Source organism: Patiriisocius marinistellae (genome assembly GCF_009014635.1).
GTDB classification, from domain to species: domain Bacteria; phylum Bacteroidota; class Bacteroidia; order Flavobacteriales; family Flavobacteriaceae; genus Patiriisocius; species Patiriisocius marinistellae.
The window spans coordinates 859,020-877,256 of the sequence record NZ_BKCF01000001.1 but is presented as its reverse complement, the minus strand read 5'-3'; the positions used below and the strand labels follow the sequence as shown (position 1 = coordinate 877,256).

Genomic DNA, 18,237 nt, shown 5'->3' with positions numbered 1-18,237 from the left:
ATAATTTTTAGCGAAATAAAAATGTAGAAAGTTTCTATTTAGGATAGAATTTATGATAATTTAATTAGTAATATACTCCATATTAAATGCCCCATTTGTAACGTTAAAATCAATATTATTATCAACATTAGTAGAAACAAATGCAAAACTACCCGAAATGGTTTTTGCTACCCTATCGTGGCTTGTGATAGTAAAAGTACCCGAACCGCCATCTACTATTGTAGAGGTATATGCTTGAGAACCATCTGCATTTGTTTTAACTACAATTGAATAGGCGTTATTATCAAAATTGTAAGTTCCTGGATCTAAAGATGGAATTGTTGAATTTGATGCTGCGCGTATGACAATACTAAAAAGATATTTATCCCCATCTGTAGCACCCAGAGTTAATCCTATTTCATTGTCTACAGTTATTTTAGAGGCTGTTACCTCATTAGGTATAAATGCCTCACCATCTATTATTGCCGAAAAATTTCCGCTTAAGTCTATGGGATTATCACCACCACTACCGTCTCCATCACCATCGTCTTGAATCATTTGTTCCTCCGTACCACCATCATCATCACTACCACTGCAGGAGTTTAATCCTAAACATAAGGTCATTGATAATACTGTAATTGTTGCTAGTTTTCTAAAGTTGATATTCATAATAAACATTTTATAATTTTAAAGTAATTTTTTGTTTTTGAGTTATTTAATATTAAGTTCCTTGTATATAGACAAAGTTGAATTCGCCATCGGTAAGTGTTATTGTAGAATTATGATATACACTTTCAACCGTAAATGAAAATGTCCCTACCAAAATATTATTGGTTAAATCATGTGCTGTTATGGTTAGAGTACCTGTGGGGTTTATATTTGAGAACTCTGGAAATCCATCTATTACTACTGATGTAACAACAGTTTCGCCAAAAACATGTGTACCTACACTTAAATCCTCTTGTATTATTAATCTTATAAAATTTGTATCATCACGAACCTCAATAGACATAGATTCTTCATTAGCACTTTTCACTGCTATAATTTCTGTGGGTACAAAAGCGTTATTATTAATTAAAACAGAAAAATTACCACTTAAGTCAATAGGATTTCCACCATCACCATTTCCTCCGTTAGCATCTCCGTTTCCGTCTTGATTCATAGGTTCTTCGGCAGCCACTCCTTCATCACTTTTGCTACATGATGTAACCAACAAGCACAAGCTCATTGATATCATTATAATTTTTACAAATTTTTTAATTGAAATATTCATTGTTAAGGTTTTAAGTTTCTCTTTAATATTTGAGAAGTTTAAAAGGTTAACAAAGTGGCAATATGATGAGAAAAAAAATAAAAAGGTAGCTAATGCTGAATGCTTAAATCAAGATTTTCAACACATTAAAACGAAATAGAAAAGGTGAAAAAATTTAAAAACTATCGTTTTTCAAAAAATCAATATTACGTTTTAGACCCGTAAACTTGGTTCGTTTAACTGGGCTTTTTTTGAAGATATTATTAAAAACTTCTTTTGTAATTTCTTCCCAATCCTTTTTATCCATAGAAAGTAATTGTGGATTTGGATCAAATAATGGCTCATTATGGGATTTACTAAAACGATTCCATGGGCAAACATCCTGGCATATGTCACAGCCAAACATCCACTCATCAAAAGTATTTTTAAAAGCAGTTGGGATTTCTTTTTTTAATTCAATTGTAAAGTAACTTATACATTTACTGCCATCAACTTTATATGGTTCCACGATTGCTTGTGTAGGGCAAGCATCAATACAAGCGGTACAACTACCACAATGGTCTGTAACGGGTGCATCATATTCAAGGTCTAGATCAACTATAAGTTCTGCTATAAAATAAAAAGAGCCCGTTTGTTTAGATAGTAAGTTGCTATGTTTTCCTATCCACCCTAAACCACTTTTTGCTGCCCAAGCTTTATCTAATACAGGTGCCGAATCTACAAAAGCACGTCCGTGAACTTTTCCAATGTTCTCTTCAATAAAATGAAGTAATTGCTTTAACTTGTCTTTTATTACAAAGTGATAATCCGTGCCATATGCGTATTTCGAAATTTTATAAGAATCCTGATTTTGAAATTGAGATGGATAATAATTGAGCAATAATGAAATTACACTTTTTGAACCCTCCACTAATTTTGTAGGGTCTAGTCGTTTATCAAAATGATTTTCCATATACCCCATTTCACCGTGCATATTTTTGTTTAACCAAGCCTCTAATCGTGGTGCTTCTTCTTCTAAAAATTCTGCTTTAGAAATACCACAGGATAAGAAACCTAGACGTGTAGCTTCGGCTTTAATTAGGGCGGTATTTTGGTGTTTACGTTTAATGATTATGGCTTTTTATTCTTAAACTCTAGGGTTAAATAAGTGTTGACAGGTTTTGATGTTTAATATTTCCGAAGAAAGATTACTATCGTTTTTGAAATACTAAAATAGCATTTTTAGGTTTAAGTGTAATTAACGGCAATATCTCTATGGGAGTTTCTTTAGTATCAATTTTATAATTTTTTACTAATGATTGAACCGTCATTACCATCTCATACATTGCAAAATTATTCCCTATACACATTCTTGGGCCAGCTCCAAAAGGAAAATAATGAGAGGAGTAGGTTTTCTTTTGCTTATTTAAAAACCTCGATGGCTTAAATTTTAATGGGTCATCCCAAAAATTTTTGTGTCTATGAATTTCGTATAATGAAAACAATAGGTTAGAACCCTTTGGAATTTGAGTATCACTATAAACATCCTCTTCAATATTTATACGGTCTATAAAATATGCTGGCGGGTACAACCGCATAGTTTCTTCAATGACACTGGTGGTGTACGGACTACTCTTTAAATTCTCCATTAATGATTGTTCATCATTTTTAAAATCATTAATTTCATTTAATATTTGTTGTTGCGATTCTGGATTACTCGCAATTAGCAACGCTGCAAAAGTCAATGCATTTGATGTTGTTTCATGGCCTGCTGTAAACAATATTAATATTTCATCAATCAATTGTTCTTCGTCCATTTCCTCGCCGTCTTCGTAACGTGCATCAAGTAACATATCTAACAAATCATCATGGCGGATGTTGCTTTTTTTCCTATCGGAAACGAGCTCCCTCAAAATATCTCGAGCTTCTTGAATGTATTGTAGATGCCTTTTAATTTTTCCACTACCCCGAAACCACCAATTTAAATAGGGTTGACGTAATTCTTTGACTAACATTTTTTGAACTTCCTCTGTAATGTTTTGAAGTTTATTAATCTGGGCTTGATTTGCCGCATTGCTAAAAAGTGCTTGTACAACAGTTTGAAAAGCTAAGTCATTAAACACTGGAAAAACATCAAACGGTTGGTTGATTTTAATTTTTGAAAGTTCACTGTCAATGGCACTTTGAATACTACTTAATAAATTTACAAGTTGTTTTTTATGAAATGCTGGTTGAATAAGTTTGCGTTGTTGCTGCCAAAGCTCACCTTCTGAAGTTAATAATCCTTTACCTACGTATTTTGCTAAATCCTTGGTTTGGATAGGAGATTTTGTATAATTTTTTTGATTTTTCTGAAGTACATGTTGCAAAAATCCCGGGTCTCTAGAGAAAACAACTGAATTTCCAAAACCTAATTTTAACCGAAATGTATCACCAAGCATTTCAAATTTTGCATGATGAAAAGGCAATGGGTTTTTTAAAATCCGAAGAGAATTACTAAGAAATCTAAAAACTGAAACTTCTGGGATTTGTTGCATTGATATTATTTAAAACAACCCACCTTGTGTAGGGCCTTTGATTTTGCCTAAGTGCTTGTATGCAGCTTCAGTCACTTCTCTTCCACGAGGTGTCCGCATGATAAATCCTTGTTGTATTAAAAAGGGTTCATACACTTCTTCAATAGTTTCAGGACTTTCAGATACTGCTGTAGCTATTGTCGATATCCCTACAGGACCACCTTTAAATTTTTCGATAATAGTTGTGAGTATTTTGTTATCCATTTCGTCTAATCCAAAGGCATCTACATTTAATGCTTTTAATGAGAATCTGGCAATCTCGATGTTAATATTTCCGTCGCCCTTAATTTGAGCAAAATCGCGCACTCGACGCAACAATGCGTTTGCAATACGGGGCGTTCCCCTGCTACGACCCGCTATTTCTATAGCTGCTTCCATTGTTATGGGAACAGCTAGAATAGTGGCGCTACGTTGCACAATTGTAGTGAGCAACTCTGTTGTATAATATTGTAGGCGAGATGCAATTCCAAATCGAGCGCGCATAGGAGCTGTTAACAGTCCAGAACGCGTTGTTGCACCCACTAATGTAAATGGTGCTAAATGGATTTGAACTGACCGTGCATTAGGGCCAGATTCAATCATAATGTCAATTTTATAATCTTCCATTGCAGAATAAAGGTACTCTTCTACGATTGGACTCAATCTATGAATTTCGTCTATAAAAAGAACATCACGCTCATCTAGATTTGTAAGTAGCCCGGCTAAATCGCCTGGTTTATCAAGTACTGGCCCAGAGGTTACCTTTATCCCAACGTCTAACTCATTTGCTAATATGTGCGCTAGGGTGGTTTTCCCTAGTCCTGGAGGTCCATGAAAAAGTGTGTGATCTAATGCTTCACCTCTTAGATTTGCAGCTTGGACAAATATTTGTAAATTTTCAAGTGCTTGATCTTGACCCGTAAAGTCATCAAAAGAGAGTGGTCGCAATTTTTTTTCTACGTCTAAATCTTGCGGAGTTAAATTTTCTTCGGAAGGATCAAGGTGCTCATTCATATACACAAATATACAAAGGGTTTTATGATAATAATTGAAAGATTTAAAGCATAAAATTTCAATAAATAATAATAAATGCTCTTTTAAAATAAGGCTATGATTACAAATATTCACTTTTCATTAAGAACCAATTAGCTATATATTGGGAGTAAAAGACTTATGATATTAATAAATTGAACTTTTAGAAAACAATAATTTAAAATATTAAAATATGATTTTACCTAAAACAAAGACACCAAGCTTAGATATTAAATTAATTAATGGTTCTAAATGGTCACTTGAAAACCAAAAAGCTCCAAAATATACATTGATCACATTTTACCGTGGACTGCACTGCCCTGTATGTAAAAAACAACTTGAAAATTTAAGTGACAAATTAGAGAGTTTTGTTGAAAAGGGTGTAAATGTTATCGCGGTTAGTATGGATAGCGAAAAAAGAGCTAAGATTAGTGGTGAGGAATGGAATGTGGACGGATTACCTATAGGGTATGAAATGAGCGAAGAAAAAGCAAGAGAATGGGGACTTTATATTAGTAAAGCAATATCCGACAAAGAACCTTCAAAGTTTTCAGAACCGGGTATGTTTTTAATTGATAAAGATCAAAAATTGTATTTTTCTTCAGTACAAACAATGCCATTTGCTAGACCTGATTATAAAGACATATTAAATGCAATAGATTTTATTGAAAAGAAGGATTATCCACCAAGAGGGGAAAATTAAAAAACGCCTCTGCAATAGAGACGTTATATTAATTTCCAAATAATTCTCCTCAAAATTATTGGTTTAATTATCACAAATATAAATGAGGATTAAATTTAAAACAATACCCATTAGTGGGTATATTTTAATATTTCCGAAGTAAAAAGAGAGCCCTTTCAAAAAAAATTGAAAGGGCTCTCTTTATTTATTAAATATGTAAATGCTTAATGATGCATTTCTTCTTCATTTTCTTGAAGCGGAATGTGCTGTGGTGCGTAATCTTGACCAGCAATCACATAATCAGATTCATCACTGTTTAATTTACTATAGTCATATGCCCAACGGTGAACTTCAGGAATTGGTCCATCCCAGTTACCATGTATGTGCTTAACTTCGGCAGTCCATTCAAGTGTATTAGACTTCCAAGGGTTTTTAGGACCTACTTTTCCGTAGAACATAGAATGAATAAAGTTATATAAGAACACTAATTGTGCTGCTGCTGTAATGAAAGCAAATATTGAGATCACAACGTTTACATCAGTCAAATCATCAAAATAAGGAAATGCAGTATTAGTATAGTAACGGCGAGGTAATCCAGCCATACCTATAAAGTGCATTGGGAAGAAAACGCCGTATGCTCCAATTGCAGTAATCCAAAAATGAACATAACCTAAATTTTTATTCATCAACTTTCCTTCAAACATTTTTGGGAACCAATGATAAACTCCAGCGAATAAACCATACAGTGCTGAGATACCCATAACCAAGTGGAAGTGAGCTACAACAAAATATGTATCATGAACATTAATATCAAGCGCACTATCTCCCAATATGATTCCTGTCAACCCACCTGTAATAAAAGTAGAAACAAAACCTATTGAGAAAAGCATACCTACATTCATTTGAAGGTTACCCTTCCAGAGGGTTGTAATCCAATTAAATGATTTTACTGCTGAAGGTATTGCAATTAATAATGTAGTAAATGTAAATACTGATCCTAAGAATGGGTTCATTCCAGAAAGGAACATGTGGTGACCCCATACAATTGTAGAAAGGAAAGCAATTGCTAAAATAGACGCTACCATCGCTCTATATCCAAAAATAGGCTTTCGTGCATTTGTTGCCATAATCTCAGACACCATTCCCATTGCTGGTAGTATAACAATGTATACTTCAGGGTGACCTAAAAACCAAAATAAGTGTTCAAATAATACTGGGGAACCTCCTTGATTGTGGAGGACTTCTCCAGCAATATAAATATCTGATAAGAAAAATGATGTTCCGAAACTTCTATCCATTATCAACATTAATGCTGCTGAAAGTAAAACTGGGAATGAAACGATACCAATAATTGCTGTTACAAAGAAAGCCCAAATTGTTAACGGCAAGCGCGTCATAGACATTCCTTTTGTACGCAAATTAATTACTGTAACTACATAGTTTAATGAACCCATTAAAGAGGATGCAATAAATATTGCCATAGAAACTAACCATAGTGTCATACCAGCACCTGAACCAGGCATTGCTTGAGGTAAGGCACTTAAAGGTGGGTAAACAGTCCATCCAGCAGATGCAGGTCCTGCCTCTACAAATAAAGACATTACCATTATAAGACTTGACAAAAAGAAGAGCCAATATGAAACCATATTTAAAAATCCAGATGCCATATCTCGAGCTCCAATTTGAAGTGGTATAAGGAGATTACTAAAAGTACCACTCAATCCAGCAGTAAGAACGAAAAAAACCATTATCGTTCCGTGAATAGTAACTAGTGCCAAATACATACTAGGATCCATCACACCATCTTCTCCCCATTTTCCAAGTAATACTTCATAAATAGTAAACTGATGGTCTGGCCATGCCAATTGCATTCTAAAAAGAATTGACATTGATATTCCAATAATTCCCATAAACAAACCAGTAATAAGGTATTGTTTAGAAATCATTTTATGGTCTTGACTAAATATGTATTTAGTTATGAAAGTTTCCTTGTGATGATGCCCGTGATCATCATGGTGATCAACTGCGAGTTCATTTGCGTGTGCTGACATATCTTTTAAGCTTTTTATTTCTTTAATGCTGTTGCAATGTTAGGCTGTGTTGCAAGCCAAGCATCGTAATCTTCTTGAGATTCAACAACAATCTTCATTTGCATGTTATAATGGTTACTACCACAAATTTTATTACAAAGTAACAGGTAATCAAATTCGTAAGGTTCTAATGCTTCTTCTCCTTTTGCAGCTAAGTCTTTGCTTTTCTCTCTTCTAATATTATTAATTTTTCTCACTTTAGCCACAACTTCATCATCCATACGCATATCCTCAGTTGTGATAGAAGGAGTAAAAGAAAATTGTGTAATCATACCAGGCACACAGTTCATCTGAGCTCTAAAATGAGGCATATAAGCTGAGTGTAATACATCTTGTGAACGTATTTTAAATAATATTTTTCTTCCAACAGGTAAATGCAACTCATTAACAACTACATCATCTTGAGCATTAGGATCTGAAGCATCTACACCTAATTGATTCACCCCTTCAATAAGTCTAACATTAGCCTCTCCTAGAGTATTATCTTCACCACTGTAACGTGCTCTCCAGTCAAATTGGTATGCATACAATTCAACAACCATAGGATCATCTTCAGTATCTACATTCATAATATCAGTCCATGTGAAAAGTCCGAATATAATTAATCCAGCTAAAACAATAACAGGAATAATTGTCCAAATAAATTCTAATTTATCATTATCAGCAAAAAACAATGCACGATTTGTACTATTCCCTCTATACTTAAACGAAAAGTAACTTAATAACCATAAAGTAAAAAAACCTACAACAAAAATTAACGTCATAGAAATAAACATTAAGGTATCAATTGTTGAACCATGTTCTGAGGCTGCTTGAGGTAATAAAACATCCCACCATTTGTAAAAACAAACTATTAATAATAAATAAGTAAAAAATACAAATCCTAACATTAACCATCCGTTAATATTATTGTCTTTTTCTGAAGCTACTTCTGAGCCCTCACCTAATTTCTCAGCTGATTTAGACATGTTTAATATCTTACTCAACTGCAGTACGGTAATACCGAAAAGAATGATTACTAATACAACTAAAAATGCGGTCATCGTTATCTGTCTTCTAAATAATTAATTAATAGTGAAAGTGCTTACTTTCCTTAATGAAAGGATTGTTCTTTGCAAGTAATGGAACTTTTGTTAATGCTGTAAATACGACAAAAACAAATAGACCAAAGAAAAACAATACAGATCCTATTTCTGGAATTCCAATAAACCAGCTTGTTCCTACTGTTGCTGGCATTACCATTACAAAAATATCAATATAATGTCCAGCAAGAATTACGATTCCTGTTAAAACTACAAACCAATTAACACGCTTATAGTCACTATTCATTAATAATAACACTGGGAATAAGAAATTCATTGCAACCATACCAAAGAAAGGAAGTTTAAAATCTTCAATTCTCGTTATAAAATATGTAACCTCTTCTGGAATATTTGCATACCATATCAACATAAACTGTGAGAACCAAAGGTATGTCCAAAAAATACTAAACCCGAACATAAACTTAGCTAAATCATGAATATGACTGTCATTTACAAACTCTAAATATCCTTGAGATTTTAGTATTATAGTAATCAATGCGATTGTAGTAATCCCACAAACCATCATACCAGCTAACACATACCAACCAAATAAAGTAGAGAACCAGTGGGGATCAAAACTCATAATCCAATCCCAAGACATCATTGATTCTGTATAAATAAAGAACACAAGAAATGCTGCGGAAATTCTAAATGATTTTTTATAGTAAGTATTATCAGAAGCATCATCATCTTTTCTAGAAAATTTAACTGCATATGTGCGGTACAATATCCAACCACCTAAAAATATAGCTGCTCTAATCAGTAAACCTGTTCCATTCAACCATCCAGACTTACCTTGAATTAAAACATCATGAGCAACAACTTCTGGGTCTGCCCAAACAAACAAATGATTAACATGAAATCCAGATAAAGCTAGTAATACAAACATAATTATACCTCCTGGAACTAAGTAAGCGGTAATTGCTTCCATTACTCTAAATAATACTGGTGACCAACCTGCCTGTGCTGCCCAATTAACAGCATAAAATGCCAATACGCCTAATGAAATCATAAAGAAAAAGAAACACGCAACATACAATGCAGACCAAGGTCTATTTTGTAATTGATGCAGAGTATGTTCTAAGTGTGCTTCTTCACTATCGTGAGCATTAGCACTATCATGCGATTCAACATCCACAACTCCATGATCTATTGAATTATCCGTCTTATTATTATGTGAATCTACTTCATGACTTACATCAGCATGTCCACTTTCAGATGTATGATCGTTTCCATGACCATCGCCATGAGAAGCCATCATTTCTTTAACTTCAGCAGTAGTACTAGGTGCTGTTAAAAATCCTGCCGCAATACCAAGAGCTCCAATCACCATAAAAATGATTGCAAACAATTTTAATTTACTAGGTAGCTTATAGTCCATATCTTTAACTATTCTCTTTGTTGCTTAATTAGTTAGTTTTCTAAATTAGAGTTTATTTCAGCCTCTAACTCATTATCTACAGCAGAAGTATCACTCGGTGAAACTAGCTGTTGTGTATTTCCATCTTCAGTTTGAACTGGCGTACTAATTGGTCTTCCTTCTAATACTGCTTTCAAATTCATAACATGATGTGTAATCTGCCAGCGTTCCATCTCATTAGTCTGGGACGCATAAGATCCCATTGTATTCAAACCGTACATTTGCACATGGTAAACTCCACCTTCAGTAATATTACGACCTTCAGCAGCATAGCTTGGGATACCTAATATTTTTTCGCGTTGCATTAATATTCCATTTCCATCTCCTTTATCACCGTGACAGACCGCACAATAGATCGTATACAATTGTGATCCCGCTGCTAAATTCTCCTCTGTTATTGGGAGAGGATTTTTAAGGTCATCTTTAGCTCTATTTAACTCATCTGTTGTATTCTTATAGTCATAAGGTTGCCATCCTCTAGCAACTGTTCCTTCAACAGGTAACATTGCCTCCATTCCATTTTCGAAAACACCATATTCGCCATAAGTTTCGTATCCTACAGGCTCATACATATTTGGCATATATTGATAATTAGGTTTGTTATCACTTCCGCAGGAAATCATACCCAATAATGCTATCAAAGCAATGCTATATTTGATAATATTCTTCATATTAATGATCATCTTCAGATTCTACTATACTTATTTCTAATGCTCCTGTATCATATAAAAACTTAGAAAGTTTCTCTAAGTCATGATTCCCTCCATCAACTGCCATCAAAAAATGATCATCAGTTGTTCTAATATCTGGATTTTCAGCTTTCTTAAAAGGCCACAATTTACTACGCATATAAAACGTAATAACCATCAAGTGAGCAGCAAAAAAGACTGTTAACTCAAACATAATAGGAACAAATGCTGGCATATTTTCTATATAACTAAAGCTTGGTTTACCTCCAATATCTTGAGGCCAATCTTCAATCATTATAAAATTCATCATTGTAACAGCTACACTCAATCCTACTAAACCATACATAAATGCTGTTATTGCAAGTCGTGTAGGCTCTAATCCCATTATTTTATCTAAACCATGAACAGGGAAAGGCGTATATACTTCTTCAATATGATAACGTTCTGCTCGCGTTTGTTTCACCGCTTGCATTAGAATGTCATCATCGTTATAAATTGCATGAACCACTTTTGAAGCCATACTAGTTGTTTTTTAGTTTTGTTGCTTGTCCAGCCCAGTCATCACGCTTTGCTCTACCTGGGAACTCGCCAATTATTTCGTCTAATAAATCGTAATCCTCATTAGTCATTCTACTCACCTGAGCGAATGTATAAATACCTAATTGATGTAATTTCTGCTCCATCACAGGCCCAACTCCACTAATCTTTTTTAGGTCATCAGCGGTTTGTGTACTTGCATCAAAGGTCCCTAATTTATTTAATAAAGAATCAATTTGATCTTTTTGAAATTCTGAACTTACAAGTGCATCTGCATTCACAGTAGGATTGTGTTTGTTACCACTTGACACACCATCTTTAGCTGGTGCTGTATTTGCTTTTGGAACTCTTACAACAGGACTATAATGTTTTACATCATCACCATGCTCTTCTCTTAATTTCTTGTATTTATAACCAGATCCTTTAAGAATAGATTTAACCTCTGCTTGAGCAATTACTGGGAATGTTCTTGAATATAATAAGAACAACACAAAGAAGAAGCCAATAGTTCCAATAAAAATACCAATATCAACAAACGTAGGCGAAAACATTGTCCATGATGACGGTAGATAATCCCTATGTAATGAAGTAACAATAATTACAAAACGCTCAAACCACATTCCTATATTTACTATAATCGAAATAAAGAAAGAGAACATAATACTTGTACGCAATTTTTTGAACCACATAAATTGAGGAGAAAATACATTACAAGTCATCATAGCCCAATAAGCCCACCAGTAAGGTCCAGTCGCCCTGTTTAAAAATGCATATTGCTCATATTCAACTCCAGAATACCATGCAATAAACAATTCTGTAATGTAAGCCACACCCACAATAGAACCCGTAATCATAATTACAATGTTCATCAATTCAATATGCTGAATTGTTATATAATCCTCTAAGTTAGAAACCTTTCTCATAATAATGAGAAGCGTATTCACCATCGCAAACCCAGAGAATACAGCACCCGCAACAAAATACGGAGGAAATATAGTAGTATGCCATCCAGGGATTACTGATGTAGCAAAGTCAAAAGATACAATAGTATGAACAGAAAGTACAAGTGGTGTAGCAAGACCCGCCAACACCAATGACACCTCTTCAAAACGTTGCCAGTCTTTTGCTCTACCAGACCATCCAAACGATAAAATACCGTATATTCTTCTGGTAAAAGGAGTTACAGCTCTATCTCTAATCATTGCAAAATCTGGCAACAATCCAGTCCACCAAAACACTAAAGAAACTGAAAGGTATGTTGAAATTGCAAATACATCCCACAGAAGTGGTGAGTTAAAGTTTACCCATAAAGATCCAAATTGATTTGGTATTGGCAAAACCCAATATGCTAACCATGGTCGCCCCATGTGTATAATTGGAAACAAACCGGCTTGAATTACAGAGAAAATAGTCATGGCCTCTGCAGAGCGGTTAATAGCCATTCTCCATTTTTGACGAAATAATAATAATACAGCAGAAATCAATGTTCCTGCGTGACCAATACCTACCCACCAAACAAAGTTAGTAATATCCCATGCCCAATTCACAGTTCTGTTTAATCCCCAGACTCCAATTCCAGTAGAAACGGTGTAAACTATACAACCAATTCCCCATAAAAATGCAACCAAGGCAATAGTAAACACAATCCACCAAGATTTGTTTGCTTTTCCCTCTACAGGAGCAGCAACATCCACAGTAACATCGTGGTAGCTTTTATCTCCTAAAACTAAGGGTCTTCTAATAGGTGCTTCGTAATGCGACGCCATATTTCTTATACTATTTCTTAGTTAGTTATGCTTCTTTAGAGTTTCTCACTTTAGTTTGATAGAATACATTAGGTTCTGTCCCTACTGCTTCTAATAAGTGATACATTCTCTTATCTTTTTTATCTTTATATACTTTACTGTCGTGATCATTAATATCACCAAAAGTCATTGCTCCTTTATCACAAGCAGCAGAACATGCTGTTTGAAATTGTGCATCGCTTACAGGACGCCCATCACGTTTTGCTTCAAGAATTGACAATTGTGTTTTTTGAATACACATAGAACACTTTTCCATAACTCCACGTGAACGCACATTTACATCTGGGTTTAATACCATTCTACCCAAATCATTATTCATGTTGTAATCAAATTCATCATTCTCACTGTACAAAAACCAGTTAAAACGACGTACTTTATAAGGACAGTTGTTTGCACAGTATCTTGTACCAACACAACGGTTATACGCCATATGATTTTGACCTTGACGACTATGCGATGTCGCAGCAACTGGGCACACAGTCTCACAAGGAGCATGATTACAATGTTGACACATTACAGGCTGAAAAGCAACTTGTGGATTTGCCGCTGGGTTCTCCATTTCACCAAATTGAGATAAAGATTCACTCAATCCAGACATACTATCTTTTTTCTCACCATCTGCAACAAAACTCTCTTCTGAAGAATAGTATCTATCAATACGCAACCAGTGCATATCACGGCTACGTCTCATTTCACTTTTACCTACAACAGGAACGTTGTTTTCTGCGTGACAAGCTATAACACAAGCACCACAACCAGTACAAGCATTCAAATCTATAGCAAGATTAAAATGATGACCCACACTACGATCGAAAGACGTCCATAAATCGGCATCTGGTGAAGTAACAGGAATTTCTTCATGATCTTTAGAAACTTTTGGAATAGGATTCCAATCACTCACATTTTGAGTATTGAATATCTCTAAAGAGGTCTCAATGATGATATCCCTACCCATCATTGTATTATGTAATTGCACACATGCAAATTCATGCGTTCCTGATACTTTTTCTAAAGTTACATTTTGAACCGTTGAAAAATTATCATACAAAGCATAAGCATTTACACCTGTTTGCATTTCTTCTTGCACTGCTGCTTTTTTACCATATCCTAATGCTAATCCTACAGAATTCTTAGCCTGTCCTGGTTGAATTAATACCGGCACATTTTCAACAACAACATCGCCCATCTTAACATTTACTATACTACCGTTAAGTCCTCCATTTGCAACATTCTCATTTGTCAAACCCAAATCTTTTGCATCCATTGCAGATACAGTAACGTAATTATCCCAAGAGGCTCTTGAAATAGGATCTGGCATCTCTTGCAACCATGGGTTATTTGCTTGCTGCCCATCACCCATACTTGTTTTAGTATATAAAGTAAGCTCCATTCCACCACTTTGAGCGGTTGAACTTAAAGCATTATTAGATGTTGCACTCTCTAAATTTATAGCTCCCGCAGAAGCCACTTCATTATCAACAGCCACACCAGAAACCAATACTCCTGCTTCTAATGCCTTACTCCAAGACGTCGTTCCTAAAACCCCAGACCACGTCTCTTTAATATAATCGTAATATTTTTTTGAATTTCCCGTCCATTGCAACAAACTATCCTGAAATTGTCTTGTTGAAAATAAAGGACGAATTGTAGGCTGCATTAGACTAAAAGTTCCTTTTTTTAATTGTGCATCACCCCAAGATTCTAAATAATGCGGAGTTGCAGCAACTAATTGCGCCAATTCAGCCGTAGCATCTTTCTTCATTGCAAATGCCAATGACATTTCTAATTTTTGATATGCTTCGGTAAATTTTTTATTATTCGGAAATGAATAAACTGGATCAACACCTACAGTTATTAAACCTTTTATATTTCCGTTAAGAACGCCTTGCATAACTTTAGAAACTTCCAAAGCACTACCTTGACGAGTCATTTTTGGTTTTTGAGCATCCATCACAACACTACCCGCATTTGCCCTTAAAGCAACAACTTGAGCATCTACACTAGGCAGTCCAGTAATAACAACACCTTTACTCCCAGCTTTTGCTAATTGCGCTTTTGCACTAGCTACGGCCTGAGCAATATTCTCTGGCAAACCCGAAGCACTTCCTCCAGTTAAAGCTTTAAGCACTTGCATTTGCTGAGACGGAGAAGTTGGAACACGCTTATCTGCATTTGCACCAGACAATGTCATGTTCGCTTCAAATTGCACGTGACGAGACATTTTACCATTTTCAGGAATACGGCTCTTCGCATAACCAGCATCATAACCTCCACCTTGCCAATCTCCCAAGAAATCTGCACCGACAGAAATAATAACTTCAGCTTTGCTGAAATCATAATCCGCCATAGCACGAGTTCCATAAACAGTTTGAAACGCATCAAGCGCTTCAGAAGAAGATACTGCATCATACACCACATGACGTACGTTAGGATACTTCCCTGTAAATTCTTTTATTAACTTAGAAGTTGATGGACTTGCAAAAGTTTGTGTCATTAACACAATATCTTTGCCTTGCATCTCATTCATCTTCTGCGCCACAGCAGCATCAAAATCAGCCCAACTTGATTCTTTTCCACCCACTAAAGGTGTTTTCAACCTATTATTATCATACAATGACAAAACTGAAGCATGAACACGAGCATTTACGCTTCCATTTACACCGTCCAAATCATTACGTTCTATTTTAATAGGACGCCCTTCACGAGTTTTCACCAAAACATTTGCAAAGTCAAAACCATCAGCAATTGTAGTTGCATAATAATTAGACACACCAGGAACTATCTCATCTGGCGCAATAACGTAAGGAATAGACTTAATTACGGGACCTTCACAAGCAGCAAGTGACGCAGCCGCAGTTGTAAATCCAACGTATTTTAAGAAATCACGACGTGTGGTTGATGTAGCCTCAAGGGTTTCTTTGTCGCCCAAAAACTCGTCTGTAGGGATTTCCGTAACAAACTCATTTTTTTGTAGCGTCTCAACAATAGTGCTGTTTTCATTCAGCTCCTCAACACTTTTCCAGTATTTCTTGTTTGATGCCATTTATAAACTTTTAATTTTCTTTAATTTTTAATTTCTCCTAAGAGATTTCTGCACTTTTAGAAATTATTAAAATTTCTATTAATAGTGGCACTTACCACATTCAAGTCCACCCATCTGCGCTGCAGTCAACTGCTCAACTCCATATTTTTTAGATAACTCATCATGGATTTTTTCATAATAATCGTTACCAGCAACATTTACATTTGTCTCACGGTGACAGTTAATACACCACCCCATCGTCAAAGGAGCATGCTGAGTCATTATTTCCATCTCCTCAACCGGACCATGACATGTTTGACATGCTACACCAGCAACAGTTACGTGTTGTGAGTGATTAAAATATGCAAAATCAGGCAAATTATGGATACGAACCCACTTAACCGGCTCCGTTTTACCTGTATAAGTTTGCTCAGCTTCATCCCAACCAACAGCTTTATATAATTTTTGGATTTCCTTATTGTAATCTACTCCATATTCACTCAAACCTTCAACTTGAACGCCTTCAGCAACTTCGCCTATACTTTTGTGACAGTTCATACATACATTCAATGAAGGAATTCCAGATGTTTTACTTTTTCTTGCCGAAGAGTGACAGTAGTTACAGTCAATCTCATTTGCACCAGCATGAATTCTGTGTGAATAGTGAATAGGCTGCACAGGCGCATAACCTTGATCTACACCCACCTGCATAAAGAAACCATACATAAAATAAGCAGAGGCTAACAATAAAAATATTGAAGACACCAACATCAAAAATTGATTCTCAACAAATACTCTCCAGATAGGGGTTCTATTTGGATCTTTTGTAGGATACTCAACACCATTTGCTGAGGCAATTTTCTTCAAGGTGTTTGTTACCAAAAACAACATAACCACCAACAACAAGAAAACTAACGCTAAAGCCCCAAGTATAATATTATTTGAAACTCCACCTCCGCCATTTCCACCATCAGTACCTGCAGGCACTTCAGCAACAGCCGGGGCTTTCTTTTCAGTATACGTGTAAGCAATGATATTATCAATATCAGTATCACTTAAACCAGGAAAAGCAGTCATTGGGGACTTATTATATTCCTCAAAAATTTCAATTGCACGGGCATCACCACTAGCAATTAAGCCCGCACTATTTTTTATCCACTCATACAACCAAGCACTTTCGTATTTATCACCCACACCAAACAATGCTGGCCCGGTTCTTTTCTTATACAAATTATGACATGATGCACAATTTGCCTTAAATAATGCCTCACCTGCAGCAGCATCGCCTACACCATCTGTTGCCGGAGCAGCAGCTTCCGTAAGCGCAGCTTCATTTGCTGAGTCTTGAGCAAATACAGTTGTAGAAATAGTTAGCATAAACGCCAACGAGAATACTGACAAGATAGAGGATAGCTTCTTAAAATTCACCTTTTGCATACTAATGGTTAATTATCGTCAATAGTTTGGCACGTAATTGGTTAGTTTTTAAAACGTAATTTTTGTCTTAAAAAGTGCCATAAATAACGATGCAAAAATACTATATAAAGTCCGTTTGCGAAATCTAAACAAAGTGTTAACGACTAATTTATAATTATTCTAAATAATAAAACCCACACTACGAAAGCTAAACTCTTGTACCTTTGCATTAATAAACAATTATAATGAAAAAAACACTTGTATTCAACATATTTATTTTCAGCTTGTTAGCTGCGTGTTCTTTAGAAACAGTAAAAGCTCAAACCCCTGTTGTCACTGTAAATGCAGACACTCAAATTAGTGAGCTTCTCAAAATTAAAAAGCAATTAGAGAAAGATAATAAGTTAGCTGACGGCTACACCATCCAACTCTACTATGGAGATTCAAACGGCGCTAATGCTGTTATGAAAAAATATAGAATGCGTTTTGGGAGTTGGCCTGCTTCGCTCGAATACGAAACACCAAATTTTAAAGTTTGGGCTGGAAACTTCACAAACAGATTAGAAGCAGACAGAGCTTTAATGGAAATTCAAAAAGAGTTTAGCGCGGCTTTTATTCTAGAAAAGAAAAAGTAGCCATTAAATAAATTCACGCATTATTCTCTTAAAAGTAGCTTCGGAAATATTAGTTTTCGAAG

The 18,237-nt window shown here is 35.2% G+C and carries 15 protein-coding genes; 2 read left to right on the top strand and 13 right to left on the bottom strand.

Annotated elements, in window-relative coordinates:
* Positions 1-60 precede the first annotated feature (60 nt).
* The 5 genes from GB234_RS03860 to ruvB all read right to left on the bottom strand — a co-directional run bounded on the left by GB234_RS03860 (position 61) and on the right by ruvB (position 4,779).
* The gene (locus GB234_RS03860) at positions 61-648 is read right to left on the bottom strand and encodes a DUF6252 domain-containing protein (RefSeq protein ID WP_151893197.1); all 588 of its coding nucleotides are present in this window, start codon (positions 646-648) and stop codon (positions 61-63) included.
* Between the two features lie 52 nt (positions 649-700).
* Positions 701-1,252 (bottom strand): DUF6252 family protein, encoded by a 552-nt coding sequence (locus GB234_RS03855; protein ID WP_151893196.1) that lies wholly within the window; start codon positions 1,250-1,252, stop codon positions 701-703.
* 154 nt (positions 1,253-1,406) lie between these two features.
* Positions 1,407-2,345: a tRNA epoxyqueuosine(34) reductase QueG gene (gene queG / locus GB234_RS03850; protein WP_371863332.1), complete on the bottom strand. Its 939-nt coding sequence runs from the start codon at positions 2,343-2,345 to the stop codon at positions 1,407-1,409.
* A 76-nt stretch (positions 2,346-2,421) separates the two neighbouring features.
* Complete coding sequence (locus GB234_RS03845; protein WP_151893194.1) at positions 2,422-3,747, bottom strand: cytochrome P450; 1,326 nt, start codon at positions 3,745-3,747, stop codon at positions 2,422-2,424.
* A 9-nt stretch (positions 3,748-3,756) separates the two neighbouring features.
* On the bottom strand, positions 3,757-4,779 hold the full coding sequence (gene ruvB / locus GB234_RS03840) for a Holliday junction branch migration DNA helicase RuvB (protein WP_151893193.1): 1,023 nt from the start codon (positions 4,777-4,779) through the stop codon (positions 3,757-3,759).
* A 211-nt stretch (positions 4,780-4,990) separates the two neighbouring features.
* Between ruvB and GB234_RS03835 the strand changes: the two genes are divergently transcribed.
* Entirely contained in the window at positions 4,991-5,500 is a 510-nt protein-coding gene (locus GB234_RS03835) for a peroxiredoxin-like family protein (RefSeq protein WP_151893192.1), read from the top strand.
* Positions 5,501-5,703: 203 nt separating this feature from the next.
* Here the strand turns inward: GB234_RS03835 and GB234_RS03830 are convergent, their stop codons facing one another.
* The 8 genes from GB234_RS03830 to GB234_RS03795 all read right to left on the bottom strand — a co-directional run bounded on the left by GB234_RS03830 (position 5,704) and on the right by GB234_RS03795 (position 17,561).
* The gene (locus GB234_RS03830) at positions 5,704-7,530 is read right to left on the bottom strand and encodes a cytochrome c oxidase subunit I (protein ID WP_151893191.1); all 1,827 of its coding nucleotides are present in this window, start codon (positions 7,528-7,530) and stop codon (positions 5,704-5,706) included.
* A gap of 14 nt (positions 7,531-7,544) precedes the next feature.
* Positions 7,545-8,612, bottom strand: coding sequence for a cytochrome c oxidase subunit II (locus GB234_RS03825; protein ID WP_151893190.1), 1,068 nt, complete (start codon positions 8,610-8,612; stop codon positions 7,545-7,547).
* A 25-nt stretch (positions 8,613-8,637) separates the two neighbouring features.
* Positions 8,638-10,032: a quinol:cytochrome C oxidoreductase gene (locus tag GB234_RS03820; RefSeq protein WP_151893189.1), complete on the bottom strand. Its 1,395-nt coding sequence runs from the start codon at positions 10,030-10,032 to the stop codon at positions 8,638-8,640.
* Positions 10,033-10,064: 32 nt separating this feature from the next.
* Entirely contained in the window at positions 10,065-10,742 is a 678-nt protein-coding gene (locus tag GB234_RS03815) for a c-type cytochrome (RefSeq protein ID WP_151893188.1), read from the bottom strand.
* A 1-nt stretch (position 10,743) separates the two neighbouring features.
* On the bottom strand, positions 10,744-11,280 hold the full coding sequence (locus GB234_RS03810; protein ID WP_151893187.1) for a DUF3341 domain-containing protein: 537 nt from the start codon (positions 11,278-11,280) through the stop codon (positions 10,744-10,746).
* A gap of 1 nt (position 11,281) precedes the next feature.
* Positions 11,282-13,063, bottom strand: coding sequence for a helix-hairpin-helix domain-containing protein (locus GB234_RS03805; protein ID WP_151893186.1), 1,782 nt, complete (start codon positions 13,061-13,063; stop codon positions 11,282-11,284).
* Positions 13,064-13,088: 25 nt separating this feature from the next.
* Entirely contained in the window at positions 13,089-16,145 is a 3,057-nt protein-coding gene (locus GB234_RS03800) for a TAT-variant-translocated molybdopterin oxidoreductase (RefSeq protein WP_151893185.1), read from the bottom strand.
* Between the two features lie 78 nt (positions 16,146-16,223).
* Positions 16,224-17,561 (bottom strand): c-type cytochrome, encoded by a 1,338-nt coding sequence (locus GB234_RS03795; protein ID WP_151893184.1) that lies wholly within the window; start codon positions 17,559-17,561, stop codon positions 16,224-16,226.
* A 224-nt stretch (positions 17,562-17,785) separates the two neighbouring features.
* Between GB234_RS03795 and GB234_RS03790 the strand changes: the two genes are divergently transcribed.
* A complete protein-coding gene (locus GB234_RS03790; RefSeq protein WP_151893183.1) occupies positions 17,786-18,175 on the top strand; it encodes an SPOR domain-containing protein in 390 nt (129 codons plus the stop codon).
* Positions 18,176-18,237: the final 62 nt, after the last annotated feature.

Excerpts from the sequence above, each read along its gene's own strand:
- GB234_RS03855 (WP_151893196.1), bottom strand. The coding sequence starts at position 1,252 with ATGAATATTTCAATTAAAAAATTTGTAAAAATTATAATGATATCAATG.
- GB234_RS03800 (WP_151893185.1), bottom strand. The coding sequence starts at position 16,145 with ATGGCATCAAACAAGAAATACTGGAAAAGTGTTGAGGAGCTGAATGAA.
- GB234_RS03830 (WP_151893191.1), bottom strand. The coding sequence starts at position 7,530 with ATGTCAGCACACGCAAATGAACTCGCAGTTGATCACCATGATGATCAC.
- GB234_RS03845 (WP_151893194.1), bottom strand. The coding sequence starts at position 3,747 with ATGCAACAAATCCCAGAAGTTTCAGTTTTTAGATTTCTTAGTAATTCT.
- GB234_RS03820 (WP_151893189.1), bottom strand. The coding sequence starts at position 10,032 with ATGGACTATAAGCTACCTAGTAAATTAAAATTGTTTGCAATCATTTTT.
- GB234_RS03835 (WP_151893192.1), top strand. The coding sequence starts at position 4,991 with ATGATTTTACCTAAAACAAAGACACCAAGCTTAGATATTAAATTAATT.
- GB234_RS03860 (WP_151893197.1), bottom strand. The coding sequence starts at position 648 with ATGAATATCAACTTTAGAAAACTAGCAACAATTACAGTATTATCAATG.
- GB234_RS03805 (WP_151893186.1), bottom strand. The coding sequence starts at position 13,063 with ATGGCGTCGCATTACGAAGCACCTATTAGAAGACCCTTAGTTTTAGGA.
- ruvB (WP_151893193.1), bottom strand. The coding sequence starts at position 4,779 with ATGAATGAGCACCTTGATCCTTCCGAAGAAAATTTAACTCCGCAAGAT.
- GB234_RS03795 (WP_151893184.1), bottom strand. The coding sequence starts at position 17,561 with ATGCAAAAGGTGAATTTTAAGAAGCTATCCTCTATCTTGTCAGTATTC.
- GB234_RS03810 (WP_151893187.1), bottom strand. The coding sequence starts at position 11,280 with ATGGCTTCAAAAGTGGTTCATGCAATTTATAACGATGATGACATTCTA.
- GB234_RS03790 (WP_151893183.1), top strand. The coding sequence starts at position 17,786 with ATGAAAAAAACACTTGTATTCAACATATTTATTTTCAGCTTGTTAGCT.
- GB234_RS03815 (WP_151893188.1), bottom strand. The coding sequence starts at position 10,742 with ATGAAGAATATTATCAAATATAGCATTGCTTTGATAGCATTATTGGGT.
- GB234_RS03825 (WP_151893190.1), bottom strand. The coding sequence starts at position 8,612 with ATGACCGCATTTTTAGTTGTATTAGTAATCATTCTTTTCGGTATTACC.